At 63.8% G+C, this 18,335-nt stretch carries 8 protein-coding genes; 1 reads left to right on the top strand and 7 read right to left on the bottom strand.

Features of this window, described 5'->3' with window-relative positions; translation table 11 throughout:
- Nucleotides 1-237 precede the first annotated feature (237 nt).
- The 7 genes from BT115_RS06670 to BT115_RS06640 form a co-directional block, all read right to left on the bottom strand.
- Entirely contained in the window at nt 238-2,382 is a 2,145-nt protein-coding gene (locus BT115_RS06670) for a peptidase domain-containing ABC transporter (RefSeq protein WP_072321687.1), read from the bottom strand.
- Nucleotides 2,379-3,650 (bottom strand): HlyD family secretion protein, encoded by a 1,272-nt coding sequence (locus BT115_RS06665; RefSeq protein WP_177257386.1) that lies wholly within the window; start codon nt 3,648-3,650, stop codon nt 2,379-2,381. The genes BT115_RS06670 and BT115_RS06665 overlap by 4 nt, the downstream gene beginning before the upstream one ends.
- A 246-nt stretch (nt 3,651-3,896) precedes the next feature.
- Entirely contained in the window at nt 3,897-4,118 is a 222-nt protein-coding gene (locus tag BT115_RS06660) for a hypothetical protein (protein WP_072321685.1), read from the bottom strand.
- 1,277 nt (nt 4,119-5,395) lie between these two features.
- Nucleotides 5,396-9,145 (bottom strand): translocation/assembly module TamB domain-containing protein, encoded by a 3,750-nt coding sequence (locus tag BT115_RS06655; protein ID WP_072321684.1) that lies wholly within the window; start codon nt 9,143-9,145, stop codon nt 5,396-5,398.
- 11 nt (nt 9,146-9,156) lie between these two features.
- A complete protein-coding gene (locus BT115_RS06650) occupies nt 9,157-10,923 on the bottom strand; it encodes an autotransporter assembly complex protein TamA (RefSeq protein ID WP_072321683.1) in 1,767 nt (588 codons plus the stop codon).
- 139 nt (nt 10,924-11,062) lie between these two features.
- Complete coding sequence (locus BT115_RS06645) at nt 11,063-13,669, bottom strand: glycosyltransferase family 2 protein (protein WP_177257396.1); 2,607 nt, start codon at nt 13,667-13,669, stop codon at nt 11,063-11,065.
- A 176-nt stretch (nt 13,670-13,845) separates the two neighbouring features.
- Complete coding sequence (locus BT115_RS06640) at nt 13,846-14,313, bottom strand: Dps family protein (RefSeq protein WP_072321681.1); 468 nt, start codon at nt 14,311-14,313, stop codon at nt 13,846-13,848.
- Nucleotides 14,314-14,434: 121 nt separating this feature from the next.
- Here BT115_RS06640 and hrpA point away from each other — a divergent pair, with 121 nt between their 5' ends.
- Complete coding sequence (gene hrpA / locus BT115_RS06635; protein WP_072321680.1) at nt 14,435-18,331, top strand: ATP-dependent RNA helicase HrpA; 3,897 nt, start codon at nt 14,435-14,437, stop codon at nt 18,329-18,331.
- The last annotated feature ends 4 nt before the right edge of the window (nt 18,332-18,335 follow it).

Genomic DNA, 18,335 nt, shown 5'->3' with positions numbered 1-18,335 from the left:
ACACGCCTCCGGTAGCGAAAAAGAGAGTGTCATGCTCTATGCCGTCGTATTGGCCGAGGTGAAAGCCGGCGACGAGAACAAGCGCGAAAACCATGCAGGAAGAGACCCATTCGGTGACCCATCTTGGATTACTTTTCGATCGCTTCGACATGGCGTATTTTTCTAATCATTAAGTGTCGCTTGCGGTGCGCACGTTGTTCAGCTCTCGCCGAGGCAAGCTGCCCTATCCACCGGGGATCAAGCAACGCTTGCGGGATATATCTCAGTAAACCGCCCGTCCACCAACGCGACAACACGATCCGCCGCGCGAATCGTTTCCGGGCGATGTGCAACGGTGATGCGCGTCATCTTCAATGCTTTCAGTTGTATCGCGACGTCGCTTTCCGTGGCCAGGTCGAGATGGCTTGTCGCCTCGTCAAGCACCAATACCGAAGGCTTTCGGTAAAGAGCGCGGGCCAGGACGATGCGTTGTTTCTGTCCGCCCGATAGCCCGGAGCCCATGTCCCCGACGAGGGTGCGGTAACCCATAGGCATCGCGCAGATATCGTCGTGTATCTTGGCAAGAGATGCTGCGGCGTAGATGTCTTCCATGTTTGCCGAAGCGTCGAAGAAACAGATGTTGTCGGCGATCGTCCCCGAAAAGAGGTGATCGTCCTGTAGCACGATGCCAGTGCGGTCCCGGAACGACGATTTGCCGAGATGGGCGAGATCGATGCCACCGATGCGCACGCTCCCCTCGCAAGGATCGATGAGGCCGAGCAACAGGCGGAGCGCGGTGGTTTTCCCCGCGCCCGATGCTCCTACGATGGCGATGCATTCGCCCGGCTCGATGGATAGGGAAGCATGTCGGAGGATCCAGGGTGAGTTACTCGAGTACCGGTAACTGACGTCGTCGAATCGTAAGGATGGCGCATGCTCCGGCCCCTGATAAGACCCGTGCATGTGGGGTTCTTCCGGTGCCAGGACGACATCCGCAACACGCTCGCCCTGTATCTTGAGCAACCGTAGCTGGATGATGTAGTCGATGAGGGCGTTCGATCGATGGGAAAACTGGTCGGCGTACGCCGAGAATGCCATGAGCATGCCGGCGGTCATGTGACCTCGCATCGCGAGGGACGCGCCTACCCAGAGAACGATCACCCGTTGGACACCCGCGAGGATGCTGCCGACTGCCTCGAAGAGAATTCCAAGCTTGTCGCTTCGAAACTGGTGTGCCTGGACGGACGCCGTCTTATTGGCATGCAGCGCAGACCTGATCGCGGTCTTGTTGTTCAGGCGAATGGTGCGAATGCCACGAATGCACTCGACAAGATCGGTTCGTTGCGCGGCCGCCGCCTCGATCTGATCGATGCCAACCTCGCGGAGAGGCCTGTATATCGAGAGTCGCAGGAGCGTGTAGGCCAGCGTGCCGCAGACCACGACGCCAGCGAGCATCGGACTGTAGACGAGGAGCAATGCGAGCGTGGCGACACCCACCATGCCGTCCATCAGCGCACCCACGAGCTGGTTGGTGACGGCTTGCTGGATAGTATGAACGGCATCGAGCCGGGACACGACGTCGCCCACGTGCCGACGTTCGAAGTAGTTCTGCTGGAGACGAAGCAGGCGATCGAACAGCACACCCGTCCAGCGCATGCCTCCGTGAGCGCGAAGCCAGGCCACGGACCAACTGCGGCAGGCCGAAACCGCCGACGAAATCAGCGTAAGGAGAACGAAGCTGATTCCCACGAGGGTCAGCAGGTCATAGTCGCCGTTGGCGAGCACCTGATCCACCACGGTCTGCACGAGTTGTGGCATGAGGAGGGCGAGCACTTCCAGTGCCAGCGAGAACCCGAGAATGGACCACAGCGACGACGCGTAGCCATTCAACATGCGAAGCATCGATGCCAGAGGAATGTCCGGCTTCTTGCGCGCACTGATGAAGTGGTCGGCAGGCACGGCTTCCATGGCAATGCCGGTAAAGAGTCGCGACACTTCGGCTAGGGGAACGCTCCTGCGACCGGCAGCGGGATCGTGAACGATCGCATGCTTGCCGGATACCTTGATGAGTACGACGAAGTGATCCATCCGCCAATGAAGAAGGCATGGGGTCTGAAGCTGCCCTAGCTCTGCCAAATCCAGACGCAATGGCCGGCAACGTAACCCGCGTTCACCCGCGACGTCCATGAGATCGTTAAGGCTGGCGCCGCGTGACGAAACGTCCGAATGCTTGCGCAGGTCGCGTAGTGACACGTGCTGACCGTGGTGGCCGAGGATCATGGCGATGCAGGCCAGCCCGCATTCGTTCTGCTCGGACTGCCTGATGATGGGTGTTCGCTTGCCAAATCCCAGCCGCTTTGCAAGCCCCCAGGTGTTGGATGGCGACTCGTTCACGGCATTCATGGCGTCGACGCCTGGCTGTCCATGCGCTTGTTCATCGCTATCAGCGGTTCGAACATCCATTCGATGAGCGTTCGGCGGTCAAGTAGAAGATCCGCGGTTACTTCCATGCCTGTCATGAGAGGTTCCTCCTTGCCGTAAACGCTAACGGTCTGATGCGGCAGGTCGACGTCGACGCGATAGGCCGCTACCGTCGAACCGAGGTCTCGCGAGGCGGATATCGCGTTCGCCTCGATCGCCGATCCGGGAACTCTCGAAACGTGCCCGTGATGCAGTCCGAATTTTTCGTAGGGGAAGGGCTGATAACGAATGGCGACGGGTGTTCCGCGCTTAATGAAGCCAATGGCGCGGCTGTCGACGAGAACTCTCGCCACGAGATCGGACTCACTCGGAATGAAAGTGATCAAGGTCTCTGAGGGAGATGCGCCGCTTCCTTCGGCGATGAAGATATTGGTTACTTCGCCGTCGGTTGGCGCATTGACCAGCAGGGAGCGCTGGGTCTCCGTCTGCAGGATGGCCTGCTCCACGTTCGATAGTCGGTCATTGACCAGCCCGAGTTTTTCCGTGAGCTCGTCGGAAAGACGTTTTAGGCGGGACGCCAGGCTGGCCTCCGCTTGTCGAGCGTCTTCGTATTGTGCCGATATCGATTCGAGTTCGGATTCGGCCTGCAAACGCTCGGATTCCCTTTCCTTGTATTGGAGCGACGACACATACCCCTTGGCCAGCAGCGGTGACATCCTGTCCAGAAGATCTTGTTTGATCGCGATCTTCCGAACCTGCAGGTCGCGCTGGGTCGCCATTCGTGTGGACCTCGATCGCGCTGTGTGGAGTTCATCGGTCAAGGTGCGTTCCTGTTCCTTGAACGACCTTTCCACACTGGATGCTTCTATGCGGAGGCGACGTCGGTCATCGAGCAGTCGGTTGAGTTTCGCCGCACCCTCGTCACCATGTCGTTCTGTTGTCTGATCTGCGGCCAGCGTGAGGAGCGTAGCTCCTGCCTTGACCTTGGTGCCGGGGGATACGTGGATCTTCACGACCTTGCCCGGCATGGGGGCGCGAAGGTGTATCACTCCGTTTCGTGGCTCCAGGACGCCCTTGACCGCAACACGCCGCGTATAGGAGCCGATACATAGCCATGTGACGAGCGCGACGACGACCCCAACGGCCAGCTTTGCCGCAATTCCCACGGCATTCGGCGGCTTTACGGCAACGCCAAAGTCCGCCGATTTGAGGTGATCGAGAGCTTCCTGCCGGTAAAGATCTGCCTTCATGGCCATGTCGTTCCGAGGTCAAGTAGCGTAAGTACGAAAATCGTTACCAACTTTCGCGCAGATGCTCAGCGGTGCGTGCGGGCGATTCACATGCAGACGGACATCTAGTCCTGATGCGTTAGACCGAGCATTTGCGCAATACAAATACAGACGATCAGCACCAGTACGGCATTCCTGGCTACTCGATTTTTCGTCAGCATGCTGATGACGCCGCCGACGATGACGGCCAGTGACCACGGGTCCACGCTACGGGGAAAAGAATGACGAGCAGGCCATTTGTCCCACGGCGTTTCCGAGCGTTGCACCCGCACCGAAGCCGATCCCTGCACCGAATCCGAAGGTTCCCGAGCCGCCGATGACGGCGCCTGCGCCACCGAAGATGAGGGACGTCGCCCCAACGCAGAATTCGACTCTGTTGAGCAGGCCGCCGTTTACGCAGGCAAGTTCTTCATGGGTTAGATCGCGCATGGTCGCTTCCTCCTTGATGGCACGTGTTGTGCGGAGGTGCTATTCCAGCAGTTTGTCAGTGTGGACACCCGCGGGCGGCGCCATCTTCACGTGTAGGAGTATGTCTCGCTGTCGGTAGGTTTTGCCAAGTGGTATGGCGCTTTTTCTAGGTTCATCGTGGAATTCCGGGGCGCTGTCTGGATACGCCGATTCATTCGCCGCGTGACCGCATGTGTCCAGCGGCTGGAGCTACCGCTAGCTCGTGCGACGAGGCCTGAGCCTTCGGTGTCCCCCTCGCTGCTCAGACAGGTCCTCCGCGTTCGGAAAGGATGGCCGCTGGCGCGGCCCGTGTACCTAGTGGCCTTCGGCCGCTCTCTTGTGCGGAAACTCGCATCGAGGGGGACACCGAAGACTCCCGCGATGACTGAGGTCGCGTGTCGGGAGAGGCGCCGCGCTGCGCCACCTTGCCGTCGTGACTGCGGAGGCAGTGACGCCCAGCGAAGCCATGCGAACGCGGTGCGAAAATGTTGAAGCAGATGTTCGCATTGCGCGAACCTCTGCCCGATAAGGGAATGATGTCAACGCTTCTGATTGCGCTGCCTGCGACGTACATCGATCTCCGCCTGCTTTCTCAGTGCCCACCGTCCGAGGGGGTATCCCCCTAGTCCGTATATCAAGCCGAAGAAAAGACATCGGATGGCTGTTTCCATAAACCAGTCGGGATTATCGATGTCAGTTGCGACTTGGTAAGAACTCAGGAACATTATCGGGGAGAACCAGAAGATTCCCGCTCGCACCGTGTAACCAAGCAGACTGCCGGTGGGGAGGAAATACCATCGTATGCATCGCAGTAGTTTCGAGCGAAGCGTCTCGGTGCTGTCGCAATCTTCAGCCATTTTGTCAGCGTCTGTATTGACGCAAGTCGTTGGCACAGGTTTGAAGTTGGCCTATTCCTCCAATCGATGCGCCAAAGAGCATCCCGGAGAATCCGACAGCGGGACCGCCAGCAAAGCCCGGAATGCCAGCCAGCGCACCGTAACCCGCTGCCGTGAGCATGGATCCAAGAGAGCAACTAGCAGGCAAGGGCCGGTTCGGCAATCCACCGGATACGCCACGCGTTTCAAAGATAGTAAGTTCACGCACTGCGACTCTCCAGTTTTTAGGGAGAGCGAACACTAAACGTGCGTTCCAATTCCTTCAGTCAGCGAATGCTTCTCGTTGTGTAGGCATGAGTCCGTCGTCTCGGACGGTTTGATCATTCAACCAGCACTCCTCGTACGCCAACACCATCTGGCTTACTACCGCTCCAACCGATAGTTCAAGCTCGCGCGGCTGAAATCCGTCGCGTTCTGCGCCTCGAAGTTCCAGCGGCGGCTGAACAGGTAGCGCAGGGTAATGACCTGGCCGGGGTCGAAGAGGCCAACGCCGTAGCTCAGATAGAGGCGCGGCGAGAGGTACTTGCCCACGGTGAATGCGGAGGTGCCACCCAGGGCATCGTTGTTGCTGACGCCTATGTCGTCGATGCCGATCTTCGAGCCGACGCTCTTGGCGAGCAGGTCGCCCGCGGCGGAGCCGAGTGCCTGGGCCGCGGCGCCTACCATGTTGCCTTCGCCGCCCTTGACCTGGGAGAGCGGCTTGCCCGTCACGAGGTAGGAGAGGGCATCGGACTGTTCCATCACGGGGTTGGAGAACACCGTGAGGATCGGGCGACGTGCGGTGCCCGATACGTAGAGACCGACCTTCTGGCCTTCGTCGATAGTGGCGTTGGGATTGAGCGTGCGCGCGGCGCGAATGTTCAGACCTGGATTGTCGATGGGCGTGGTGGCGAAAAGCAGTTGTCCCTGTTCGATGCGCAGGTCCTGACCGTAGGCCTTGTAGGTACCGTCGACGCCGATCTGGCCCTGTCCCGTCGTGGCGCGCCCTGGGCGTTCGCGCACGTCGAGCTGCCCGGTGATGCGACCGTCGATGCCGAAGCCGACGAGATGCACCTTTTGTCCGAGATCGACGCGGATATCGGCGCTGATGGGGGCGGATTCTTCCGCGGCTTCGCGTTGCGCGTCGTCGAGCACCACGATGTCCGGCGATGCCTTGGTGGCACCTGCGCCGGGCAGACGTTCGACGTTCACGTCGGCCATGTCGATGTTGACCTTGCCGCTGACGTTCATGCCCTTGGCATCCTGCACGATGGTCACGTTCGGCGACACGACCGCTTTCGCGGCAGGGATGTCCACGGCGGTGAACCTGGCGCCTTCGATGCCGAGTCGCATCTGCGCGCCCGCGCCGAGCGCGGCGTTGCCCTTGATGGACAGGCTGCCCTCGCCGGAGCGCACGGTACCGTCCACGAGATAGTTCTTGGCGTCAGTTGTATCGATGGCAAGCCGCCCGTCCTTCAACTTGAGGCCCGCACTGGGCACCTCCGCGGCGAATCCGTTCACCACGGCACGCCCGGTGATGGCGGGCGAGGCGGCAGTACCGCCCAGATTGAACTGCGCGTCCAGCGCGCCTTTCACGTCCGCGAGTTCGGTGGTGAAGAGTTCGATGACCGAGAGGTTCTTCAGTCGCAGCGATACGTTTCCGCCAAGTGCCTGTTGCGCACCGCGGATGGTGACGTCGCCGTCCAGGCTGCCGCCGTCGTTCAGTGCGGCGCGCAGGATCACGCGCTGGTTGTCGGGTGCGAGTTGCGCGTTGGCCGTGAGGTTGTCATAGACGACGAGCGGTCGATCCGTACGGTCCGCATAGGCCACCGAACCGTGGGCCGAGGTGATCGTGGCCTGACCGGACAACGCGCCAGCGGCCGTGCGGCGCACATTGCCATCGCCTTCGATGATGCCGTCCGCGCGCATCGGGCTGTTCGACGCCTCGGCTGCGGTCATCAGCAACGCGAGCGGTACACGACGCAGGCGGTAGCTCGCGTCGAGATTGCCGGCCTTGTCCTGCTTCGCTGCCACGCAGAGCAGCGGTTCGCCAGCGGTAAGGCAGAGGTCGCTCATGCTCGCAGCGCCCTGGTTCCAGGCGAGCTGGCTCGGCCCCTGCAGGCGCCACGGGGGCAGGCCCTGGTAGTCGATGTTCAGCGCGGACAGCGTGCCGTTCCACGCGTCGTTCTTCATGGCGCCGGTAAGACGCAGGTCAGCCGAAAGCTGGCGTCCCTTGGCGGAGACGCTCAGCTGGTGACGTTCCTGATTGCCGTCGGCGGCGATGGCAACGCGGTCGAATACCAGCCCGCCGCTTACCACACCCGTGCCAACGACATCGAGCTTGCCACCGGGCGCACTGATGTCCGGAATGTCGGCATCCACCGTGAGCGCGTCGACTTTCTGGTCGGCATAGACGATGGCATTGCCGCGGAGGTTGGCCTTGACGGCGAGCTTGGGCGGGATGCCCTTGGCCGAGATATCGCCGTTGACGCGGCCGCCCGCGTTGGGAAGCCAATCGCCGAGCGAGGCGATGGCCAGTTTCAGCGTCGCGTCGTTGGAGGTCTCGCCGCGCGCGTCGAGACGAATGGTGCTGCCACCGGAGGCAAGGTCGAGCTGTCCGTTGACGACGGTATGCGGCTTGAGCGTCAGCTTGCCGTTGCCGCGCAGCGGGCGCTTGCGCAGGGTGCCGTCCAGCTTGCGCAGGTCGAACGTACCGAGCGGCTCATCCTGTACGAGCTGTCCTTCGGTGTTGAGGTCGACGTCGAGCGCGCCCGGCCACTCCGCGAAGAGCTGGCCGGGATCGAAGCGCTCGCCCGTCACCTCGAGGTTCCATGCCAGGGCGGGTTGCAGCGTGAGCGTGCCGCGTGCCCCCAGTTGCCCCTTCGGTTGCTTCAACTGCACGTTGTGCAAGGTGACGAGTCGGGGCGTGCCGTCGACATCGAGCGTGAACTTGCCGACCTGGCCCGGCGGTCCGATATCGACGTCGCCAGCAGCGTGGTAGGCCTCGGCGCTGCCCTTGAAGGTGAGCCGGCCCGTGCTCGCCAGATCCTGTCCCGCGACGTTGGCCGGCACGAGGACGTCCGTCCAGCGCAGGGCAAGATCGGCGGACACCGGTTGTGTCGCGACGTCTACCGTTCCCTTCGCGGTCAACGATCCCCGTACCTGCGGCGAACCCACGGTCAATTCGTCGAGCGTCAGGCGCTTGTATGCGTGATCGAACGCGCCCTTGATGGGTGCAAGGCGCACGCGGTAGTCATTGAGGTCCACGTCGCCGGTGAGGTTGGCACCATAGCGGTCGCCGGAACCTTGCAAGCTCAGCCCGAGCGACGTGAGCGAGCTTTCACCCAGCAGCGGCTTCGGATCGAAACGCGGCGCGTCGATCTTCGCGTCCCACGGGAAATCACCGCTTTGCACGAGATTGGCGTCTACCTGCGCCACGAAAGGCAGGGTGAGGTTCACGAGGGTATGCGCTTTCGCTCCGTCGCTGTGCGCCTCGATCGTGCCCGCGTAATCGATGTCACCGAGCTTCCAGCGGAAGCCTGCCTTGCCGTCGCCCTTGTATCCGTTGCCGATGGCGAGCGTGCCGCCGAGATCGACATGTCCATCGTCCGAGCGCAAAGCCAGCGATCGCAACGCAATGCCTTCGCTCGTCCACGAGCCGGCGAGGTCCAGCGAGTTCGACGAGAACAGCGTCTGACCCTGCTGCGTGACCTGGACGCGTCCGATCTTCACCCGGTCGAGAACGATGTCCAGCGGCGGCTTCAGCGAGAACGGCTGCGCGGGGCTATCCGGTTCGGTGGAGGTGGGGCCGAGCTCCACGGCAATGCCATCTGCCGACAGATCGTAGACATGCGCGCGGCGGCGCAGGAGCGACCCGAACGAGCTGTCGAGATGCGCCTTCGCGACGCGTACGTCCATGCCGCTGCCATCGCGGTAACGCACGCCAGCGAGATCGAGCGGCCCTGCGAGACGGCCGTGCGCCTCCTGCACGGTCAGTGCGCCGTTGGTGAATCCCTGTGCGCGCGCGAGCGCGAAGCGCAGGCCCGAGGCGGTTCCTACGAGCCACCACACGCCCAGCGCAACGACGACCAGCAGCATACCGAGAGCCACGCCGACGCGGATCAGCCATTTCATGCCGGTGCTCCTCACAGGTCGGGCCCGATGACGACGTGCAGATGGATGCCGTGCTCGTTCTTGTCGCCGACCGGCACCGCGACGTCGAAGCGGATCATGCCGACGGGAGACAGCCAGCGCACGCCCAGGCCCGCGCCGACGCGGGGGCTGTAATCGGTGCCGGTGAAGGCGTTACCGGCATCGACGAACGCAGCCATGCCCCAGTTGCGAGTGAAGTAATGTTCGACCTCGGTGCTACCGACCAGCAAGCCTTCGCCACCGATCACGCGTCCATAGACATTGCGCGGGCCAATGCTCTCGTAGTCGTAACCACGCACCGAACGGTCGCCACCGGCGAAGAAGCGGAGCTGCGGGGGGAGTGCGCTGAAGTTGCTGGTCCAGATCTTGCCGGCGCTGCCGCGCAGGATGAGGCGGTTGTTGCCCCAGAACGAGCGGATCCATTTCACGTCGCCGATGAGCTGCGAGAAGCTCGCGTCCGAGAGCAGAGGACCCGCGGTGCTGCGGCCGGTGACCGTGATGGACCAACCACTGCGGACGAAGGTGGGATTGTCGCCCTTCTTGCGGCTCAGGCTCACCTCGGGGTAGAGCAGCGTGCTGCGACCGCGCTCGAGACCCTCGGCGTTGTCGCCCTCGCCACCGCGCTTGCCGACGGTGAATGTGCCGGAGAGCGCATTGATGCCGATGGTCCGCTGCCAGCCGTACCAGAGGCGCGTTTCGTTCGCGACCAGTTGCAGGGTGCGCGACTTCGAGGTCACCGTGTCCGCGTCGCGGAAATTGGCGCCGAAGTTGAAGCTGCGCTGGTTGGGGCCTGGCATCGGAATCTGGTACAGCGTTGACAGCGTCTTCAGGCGCTGCGCGAGCACCAGTTCGTTCTTCCACTTGTGTCCGCGATCGTTGATCCAACGCTTCTCGATACCGCCACGCAGGCCGGCCCCGGTATCGGTGCCGAAGAACGGGCCGCCGGTGTAGATCGTGCGCTTGGCCGGGGCCAGTTCGACGTTGATGTCGATCGTGCCGTCCTTGGCGTCGTCGGTATCGGGTATGACGTTGACGACGGCGAAGTAGTCGGCGCCGTTCAAGGCCTGCTGCAGTTCGAGCAACTGGGACTGATTGAAATAGTCGCCGCTCTTGAACGGCACGTAGCGATCCAGAAAGCCGTCGCGAAACTGCGAGTTCTTGAAATGGATCTGCCCGTAGCGATAGCGCGGTCCGGCGTCCCAGGTCAGCTTGACGGCCGCGCTGTGCTCGGCGCGATTCACTTCCACCGTGTGCACGGTGAGCTTGGCGTCGAGAAAGCCGGTGGCGGTCAGCGCGCCGCTGACGGCGTCGCGCGCGCCATCGTAAGCGCCGTCATTGAGCTGCTGGTCCTTCAGGCCGGTGACGCCACGCAGCGCGCGACGCACGGCCGGAACCTTTCCCGCGACGTCGTCGATGTTCACCTGGACGGTGGTGACCTTCACCGGCGTGCCGGGCACCACGTGCAGCGTGACATCCCAGTTGGTACCCACCTGCTTGAGGTCGCCGGTGGCCGTGGCCTCGTAATAGCCGTAGGGTCGCAGCGCCGCCTGTACCTCGTCGGGTGCCTTTTCGTAGAGACGACGGACCTGCGCGGCGGTGACGTCGCGCTGCGCGTATTGGCTCAGCTCCACGCTCGCCCGTACGGCGTTCGTCAGGGTTTCGTCGACACCGTCGACATGAAGCACGATCCCCGCGTAGGAGATCGATGGAAGCAGGAACCACGGCAGAAGCAGCAGTCCATGGCGTCTGGTTAGGCGCATGAGCGTCCCGTTCCGGTCGTGATTCGAAGGCCGCGCGGTGCGACCGCCAGCGAGAGGCGTCCATCGCCTCCCGACGTCAGATCAACCGTAAGTTACCGCGCGTAGCGCGGCAGGTCGATACACGAATGTGAACGAACGCTCAGCCTGCCTCGTCACCCGCGCGATGAGCGATCCACGCGCCCACCAGTGCAGACACGTACGGTATGGACTGTGCAGCGAGGATGAACATCCACAGTTCGCTTTCGACGTAGTTCGTGCCGTAGTGCAAGGCCATGCCGATCACCGCCAGGAGCAGGGCGATCGCCATGAGACCTTCCTCACGTACCGGCGCGAAAGCGGCAAAGCTGCTGCCACCCATGCGGCGACTCTTGGCCGTGACGACGAAAGCGGTCTTCTCGCGAGTGAGGCCGTGAAGAATGCCGCGCGCAATGGCGTGCGAGAGGCCCATGCTGGCGACGGAGGCCATGAGCGTGTCGTACCAACCGCATGGGACCCGCGCCCGATACAGCACGATGCCGAATATCGCCTTCGCAAAGAAGAATCCGATGACGGGGATCAGGAACAACTGCATCGGCAGGTTGAAGTATTCCGGCGCGTAAATCATGCCGGCGGTCCAAAGCAGGCCCATCATCGTGAAGACGAAGTGCAGCGCGTCGGCAAACCAACTGAACCAGCCGGTGAGGAAGTGGAAGCGCTGGCCGGCCGAAAGCGGACCCTTGCGCGTCATCCAGCTCCAGCGGCCCTTGAGGATCTGCATGGCGCCGAAGGCCCAGCGGTAGCGCTGGCTCTTGTATGCCTTGAAGTCCGCCGGCGTGAGGCCCTTGCCCATCAACTCGTCGACGTAGACGAGCTCGTAGCCGGCGTGCATGAGGCGCAGACCAAGCTCCGCGTCTTCGCAGATGGTCCACTCCGACCAGCCACCCGTGCCTTCCAACGCGGAACGCCGGACCATCGTCATGGTGCCGTGCTGGATGATGGCGTTGCGCTCGTTGCGATGGTGCATGCCGATACGGAAGAAACCGTCGTATTCCCATGCCGTCATGCGGCGGAAGCGGTTCTTTTCGAAATCGCGGTGGGCTTGTGGGCACTGCACCACGGCCACCTTGGCGTCGTGGAAATAGCCGGTGAGCGTCGAGAGCCAGTCCGCGCGCACCACGTAGTCGGCGTCGATCACCGCCACCACTTCCGCGCGTTCGTCAGTGGCGGTGAGGCCGAAGTTCAGTGCACCGGCCTTGTAGCCGGGCCAGGGTTCGAGATGGAAGAAGCGGAACTTCGGACCCAGTTGCTTGCAGTATTCCTCCACCGGCTTCCATACCGCTGGGTCCTTGGTGTTGTTGTCCAGGACCAGGACTTCGAAGTTCTCGTAGTCCAGCGCGGCCAGCGAGTCCAGCGTGATCTGGACCATTTCCGGTGGCTCGTTGTGGCAGGCGAGGTGGATGGACACGAACGGCTGCTTCTCCACCGGATCGGGCGGAAGCATGCCGGCGTGGCGCACCCAGCCGCGCCGCCAGAGCACTTCGGTGAATTCGAAGCCATTGATGAGCAGGATGCCGAGGATGGCGATCTGCGCCGGGAACAGCAGGATCAGCATCGCCCAGTCGAACGGGCTCAGGTAGAAATTGAACGGTAGCGTCGCCGACCAGACGATCAAGCCACAGGCAAGCTGGATCAGCGCCATGAAGAACAGGCGGCCGGCGAGCTTGAAGCGGTTGAAACGGATGCCGAACCAAAGCATCGGGAAGAACGCGAGCAGGGAGGCGGCGAAGGCCTTCCACGGCCAGCCCACGTCCTCGGTCACCGGGCCCGTGAAGGGGAACTTCAACTGGCGGTCCGCGTTGAACATGCCCCAGTAGGCGCCGGTGCGGCCCTCGCCCAGGTTTTCCTTCCACGGCTGATCGATGGCTTCGAGGACGTAATAGTCGTCGATGCCGTTGGCCTTGGCCTGGTTGAAGAATGTGCGCAGGAAGATCGCTTCGTTGGAGACGCTGGGATAGGCGTACTTGTAGCGGTCGCCGTTGGACGGCCAGCCGATTTCGCCGATGGTGATGTGCTTGCCGGGGAATTCGGCGCGCAGCGCCTTGTAGCTCTCGACCGAGTCGTTGACGCCCGCCTTCGCCTCGATGCCGTTCCAGTAGGGGAACAGGTGGACCGTGATGAAATCCACGTGGTCGGCGAGTTCGGGATTCTGCACCCAGACGTGAAACGGCTCGGCCACCGAGACCGGCTGCTGCACGGCGGCGCGCACGCGGTCGAGGTAGGACATGACCTGCTCGGGCTTCAGGTCGCCGCGGAACAGCACCTCGTTACCCACGATCACGCGGCTGATGGTCTTCGGGTAGCGGTGGGCCTGGGCGATCAGCGCCTCGATCTCGCGCTCGTTGTTCTCGAGGCGGGTATCGATCTGCGCGCCGGCCATGACGTCCAGGCCTTCCTTGTCCGCCAGGCGCACGACCTGGGGGTTTTCCAGCATGGAGTAGGTGCGGATGCGCGGCGAGTACCGCTTGATGAGGCGCAGGTCGCTATCGATTTCGGGGTCGGTCGAGACGTCGCCCTTCATCGGATTCTGGTAGCGCTGGTAGGCCGTGAAGGCGAACCCCGGGATCGGGCCGTGCCAGTCGTCCGGTCCGTTGGGCAGGTTGGCTACCAGCCAGAGGCCCACATTCAGGGCCGCCACGAGGATCGCGAGGATCAGCGCGGCAAGGATCGGATGGCTTCGTTCGGTCGTGGTGGCAGCGCTCAAAACAATCCCCGGACCGGTCGGCCCCCGAATGACATCAATGAGGTAACCGGGGGAGCTTAACGAACGGGGCGTGACGGCTCAACGCGCAGCGGGCTGTCCGGTCAGGCTGAACTCAGCGTCGGTCTGACCGAAAGGTGGCGTGCGCCCCGGGGAAACGGGGCGCACGCGCGTCGGATGTGCGCTTATTTCAGCAGCGAGCGAAGCATCCAGGCGGTCTTCTCGTGGTCTTTCAGGCGACCGGTGACCATGTCTGCCGTGCCCTCGTCGCCGGCGGCGTCGGCGGCCTTGATCGTGTCGCGCGAGGTGGCGGCGGCAATCTCGTGGCCTTCCACCAGTTGGGCAACCATGTCCTTCCAGTCGGGTACGCCGGTCTCTTCCTTGATCGAGGTCAGCTTGCCGAACTGGCTGTAGGAGCCCGGTGCGAACACGTCGAGGATGCGGATGCGCTCGGCCACCTCGTCTGCGGCCAGCCACAGTGCGTTGTACTGGGTCTCGAACATGGCATGCAGGCTGTTGAACTGTGGCCCGGTCACGTTCCAGTGGAAGTTGTGGGTCTTCAGATACAGGGAATAGGTGTCAGCCAGCAGCTTGGAAAGATGCTTGGCGACCGCCTCGCGGTCCTTCTTGGCAATGCCGATATCGATGGCCATGTTGCAATTCTCCTTGGATTTTCTCGGATCTTTACAGCGAAAATGCTAACGAACGGCGACGGTGAGAGGAAATGAAACGTTCCAATGCCGTTGATAGGCGCACGCTATTATTGGCGTTCCCATGAGTACCTCCACAAGCCCCGCCCGATCTTCCTCCCCCGATCCGCGCCTGCGCCAGCTGCGCGACGCGCTCGACCGGGTCGCCAGCCGCGACTTCGGCCGGCTCCTGGGCCGCTGGCGCGCGCTGTCGCGCAAGCCGGACAGCGGCAAGCTGCAGGCGCTGGAGGCCGACATCGCCGTCTCGGCCGCGCGCCGCGCGGCCCGCGCCGCGTCCAAGCCTGCCGTCACGGTCGATGCCTCGCTGCCCATCGCCGCCCGTGCCGACGACATCGTCGAGCTGATCCGCAAGCACCAGGTCGTGGTGATCGCGGGCGAAACCGGGTCGGGCAAGACCACCCAGCTCCCCAAGCTCTGCCTTTCCGCCGGGCGTGGCGAGGCGGGCATGATCGGCTGCACCCAGCCCCGCCGGCTCGCCGCACGCTCGGTGGCGACTCGTGTGGCGGAGGAACTCGGCACGCCGCTGGGCGACAAGGTGGGCTTCCAGGTGCGCTTCACCGAGAAGGTGTCCGACCAGGCGCTGGTCAAGTTCATGACCGACGGCATCCTGCTTGCCGAAACGCAGTCCGATCCCTGGCTGTCCGCCTACGACACGATCATCATCGACGAGGCCCACGAGCGCAGCCTCAACATCGATTTCCTGCTGGGGTATCTGAAGCGCCTCGCCGTGCGTCGACCCGAGCTGAAGATCATCGTCACCTCGGCCACCATCGACACCGAGCGCTTCGCCGAGCATTTCGGTGGCGCCCCCGTCGTGGCGGTCGAGGGACGCACCTATCCCGTCGAGGTCCGCTACCGGCCGCCCGGCGAGCGGGTCGAGGGCAATCTTGCTCAGCAGATCGCCGACGCCATGGATGAGATCACCCGGGAGGACCCACGCGGCGACGTGCTGGTCTTCCTGCCGGGCGAGCGCGAGATCCGCGACGCGCACCTGCTGCTGTCGCGAAGGCAGTACCGGGAAACCGAGGTGCTGGCGCTCTACGCGCGACTGTCGGCCAACGAACAGGACCGCGTGTTCCGGCCGGGTCCGAAGCGTCGCATCGTGCTCGCCACAAACGTGGCGGAAACCTCGCTGACCGTGCCGCGCATCCGTTACGTGGTGGACTCGGGCACGGCACGCGTCAAACGCTATAGCCAGCGCGGCCAGCTCGAGCGGTTGCATGTCGAGCCCATCTCGCAAGCCGCTGCCAACCAGCGCAAGGGCCGCTGCGGTCGCGTGGGCCCCGGCATCTGCTACCGCCTCTACGAGGAAGCCGACTTCGTCCTGCGTCCGGAATACACGGACCCGGAACTGCTGCGCTCCTCGCTCGCGAACGTCATCCTGCGCATGCTCGCGCTGGATCTGGGCGAGGTGGAGGATTTCCCGTTCCTCGAAGCTCCCGATCCGCGCGTCGTCGCGGACGGTTATCGGCGCCTGGCGGAGATCGGCGCGATCGGCGAAGACCGCCGCCTGACCGAGATCGGCCGTACCGTGGCGCGGCTGCCCATCGACGTGCAACTCGCGCGCATGCTGGTGGAAGCGCGCCGGCTCGGCAGCCTGGCCGAGCTCACCACCGTCGTGGCCTTCCTCAGCATTCAAGACCCCCGCGAGCGGCCGCCGGACGCCCGTGGGCAGGCCGATGCCGCGCATGCGCAGTTCGCTGATCCCAAGTCCGACGTCGTCGGCGTGCTGAACCTCTGGAAGGCCTATCTGGAGGCTGCCGAGGAACTCACCTCGTCGAAGCTCCGCGACTGGTGCTCGCGGCATTTCCTGAGCTTCATGCGCATGCGCGAATGGCGTGAACTGCATCGGCAACTGGTGCTGGTCATGCGTGATCTCGCCTGGTCGGACAGCCCTGCGCAAGCGGGGCGTCCCGAAGGCGACGCGCTCTTCGAAGCCGTTCACCGCAGCCTGCTTGCCGGCCTGCCGACACAGGTCGGCCACAAGGACGAGAAGGGCGTCTATCGCGGCACGCGTGAGCGTCGCTTCCAGGTATTTCCCGGTTCGGCGCTGGCCAAGTCGCCGCCGGCCTGGATATTCGCCGCGCAGATCCTCGATATCGGCGGCAAGGTGTGGTCGATGATGTGTGCGCGCGTCGATCCGGCGTGGATCGAGTCGCAGGCGGGCCATCTGGTGCGATCGACAGCGCGCGATGCGCACTGGTCGCGCAAGCGCGGCACCGTGGTGGCCTACGAACAGGTCACGCTGTTCGGACTGGTCCTCGTCGAGCGTCGCCCGGTGACCTTCCGTCGCCAGGATCCCGCACTGGCTCACCAGATCTTCGTGCGTGAGGCGCTGGTGCGCGCCGACCTCGACAGCCGCGCCGACTTCGTGCGCGCGAACGCGCGCGTTCTTGAACAGGCGCACGACATCGAGGCGAAGCAGCGCCGCGCGGGTCTGCTGCGCTCGGACGAAGACCTCGCGGCCTTTTTCGACGGCAAGCTGCCCGAGAGCATTGCCGATACGCGTGCGCTGGATGCCTGGTATCGCAAGGCCTCGCCATCGGAGCAGGCGGCTTTGCGCTGGACGCTGGCCGATGTCATGGATACCGGTGCCGGTCTCGATCCGAAGGCGTTTCCCGCCTCTCTGGAGATCGGTCAGCACCGTTACCGGCTCGAGTACCGCTTCGTGCCAGGCGACCCCGCCGACGGCGTCACCATGCACGTGCCGCTCGCGTTCCTCAACGCGTTGCCGACGGCGCGCGGCGACTGGCTCGTGACCGGCCTGCTGGCCGACAAGGTCGCCGAGTTGATCCGTACGCTGCCCAAGGCGCTGCGCCGCAATTTCGTGCCGGCGCCGGACTTTGCGCGCGCCTTCGTCGAGGCGGAAGCGCCACGCGACGAGCTGCTGACGGCGGCCCTCGCGTCCTTCCTCAAGCGCACCACGGGTGTGGACGTGGGGGCGGACGCGTTCGCCGATGCGGAGTTGCCGCCCCATCTGCTGATGCGCTATCGCGTGCATGACGAAGACGGGCGCAGCGTGGCCGAGGGCCGCGATCTGGCGCAGATTCGCGCACGTTGGGAAAGCAAGGCGCGCGAGGCGTTCTCGCGCAAGACGGACGTCGAACTCACGCGCGAGGGCATCGTCGCGTGGGATTTCGACGCCATACCGGAAGCCGTGCGTTCCGACGCCGGCCTCCAGGCGTATCCGGCGCTGGTGGATCTCGGCGAAGCGGTGGCGCTGCGAGTTTTCGAGCGCGCCGACGAGGCGGCCGAGGCGCACGTCGGCGGCGTGGAGCGCTTGCTGCGGCAGGCGCTGTCGCCCGAGTTCAAGCGGGCACGGCGCCAACTGCCCATCGCCAATCCGCTTTCGCTGAAATATGCGCCGCTGGGCAGCATCGACGGCCTTCGCGAGGATCTGGTCGAAGGCGGCTTCGCCGATCTGGTGGCACGCCGGTCGTTGCAGGTACGTACCCAGTCGACGTTCGAGGCGTTGCGCGCCGAGCTGGCGCGGGAGCTGTTCGGTGCGGCGATGGCGCGACTCAAGCTGGCGGAGCCGATCATCGAGGCGCAGGCGGAACTGAAACCGTGGATGGAGCCCCCGTTGATGGGCTTTGCCAAGGCCAGCTACGACGACCTCAGGGAACAACTGGCGGCGCTGGTGCAGCCCGGCTTCCTGCGCGAACTCCCGCTGGACCGCCTTGCCCACTTCCCTCGTTACCTCCGCGCCATGCGCCTGCGCGGCGAAAGGCTGCGCCAGGACCCGGCGCGCGACCAGTCGCGTATGCTGCAAGTGCTGCCGTACTGGCGCGCTCTGCTCAACGCGGGCGGCACGGGATTGAACGACGGAATCTGGGGCGAGCTGCGTTGGCTGCTCGAAGAGTGGCGTGTCTCGTTGTTTGCGCAGGAATTGAAGACGGCCGAACCTGTATCGGCGAAACGGCTCGCCCGGGCGCTGGAAGCGGCGCAGGCGGCACGATGAACGG

It is taken from the genome of Luteibacter sp. UNCMF366Tsu5.1 (assembly GCF_900119235.1).
In the GTDB taxonomy this organism is placed as follows: Bacteria; Pseudomonadota; Gammaproteobacteria; order Xanthomonadales; family Rhodanobacteraceae; genus Luteibacter; species Luteibacter flocculans.
Note: the sequence above shows the minus strand (reverse complement) of the source record. Positions and strands in the feature narration are given on the sequence as shown.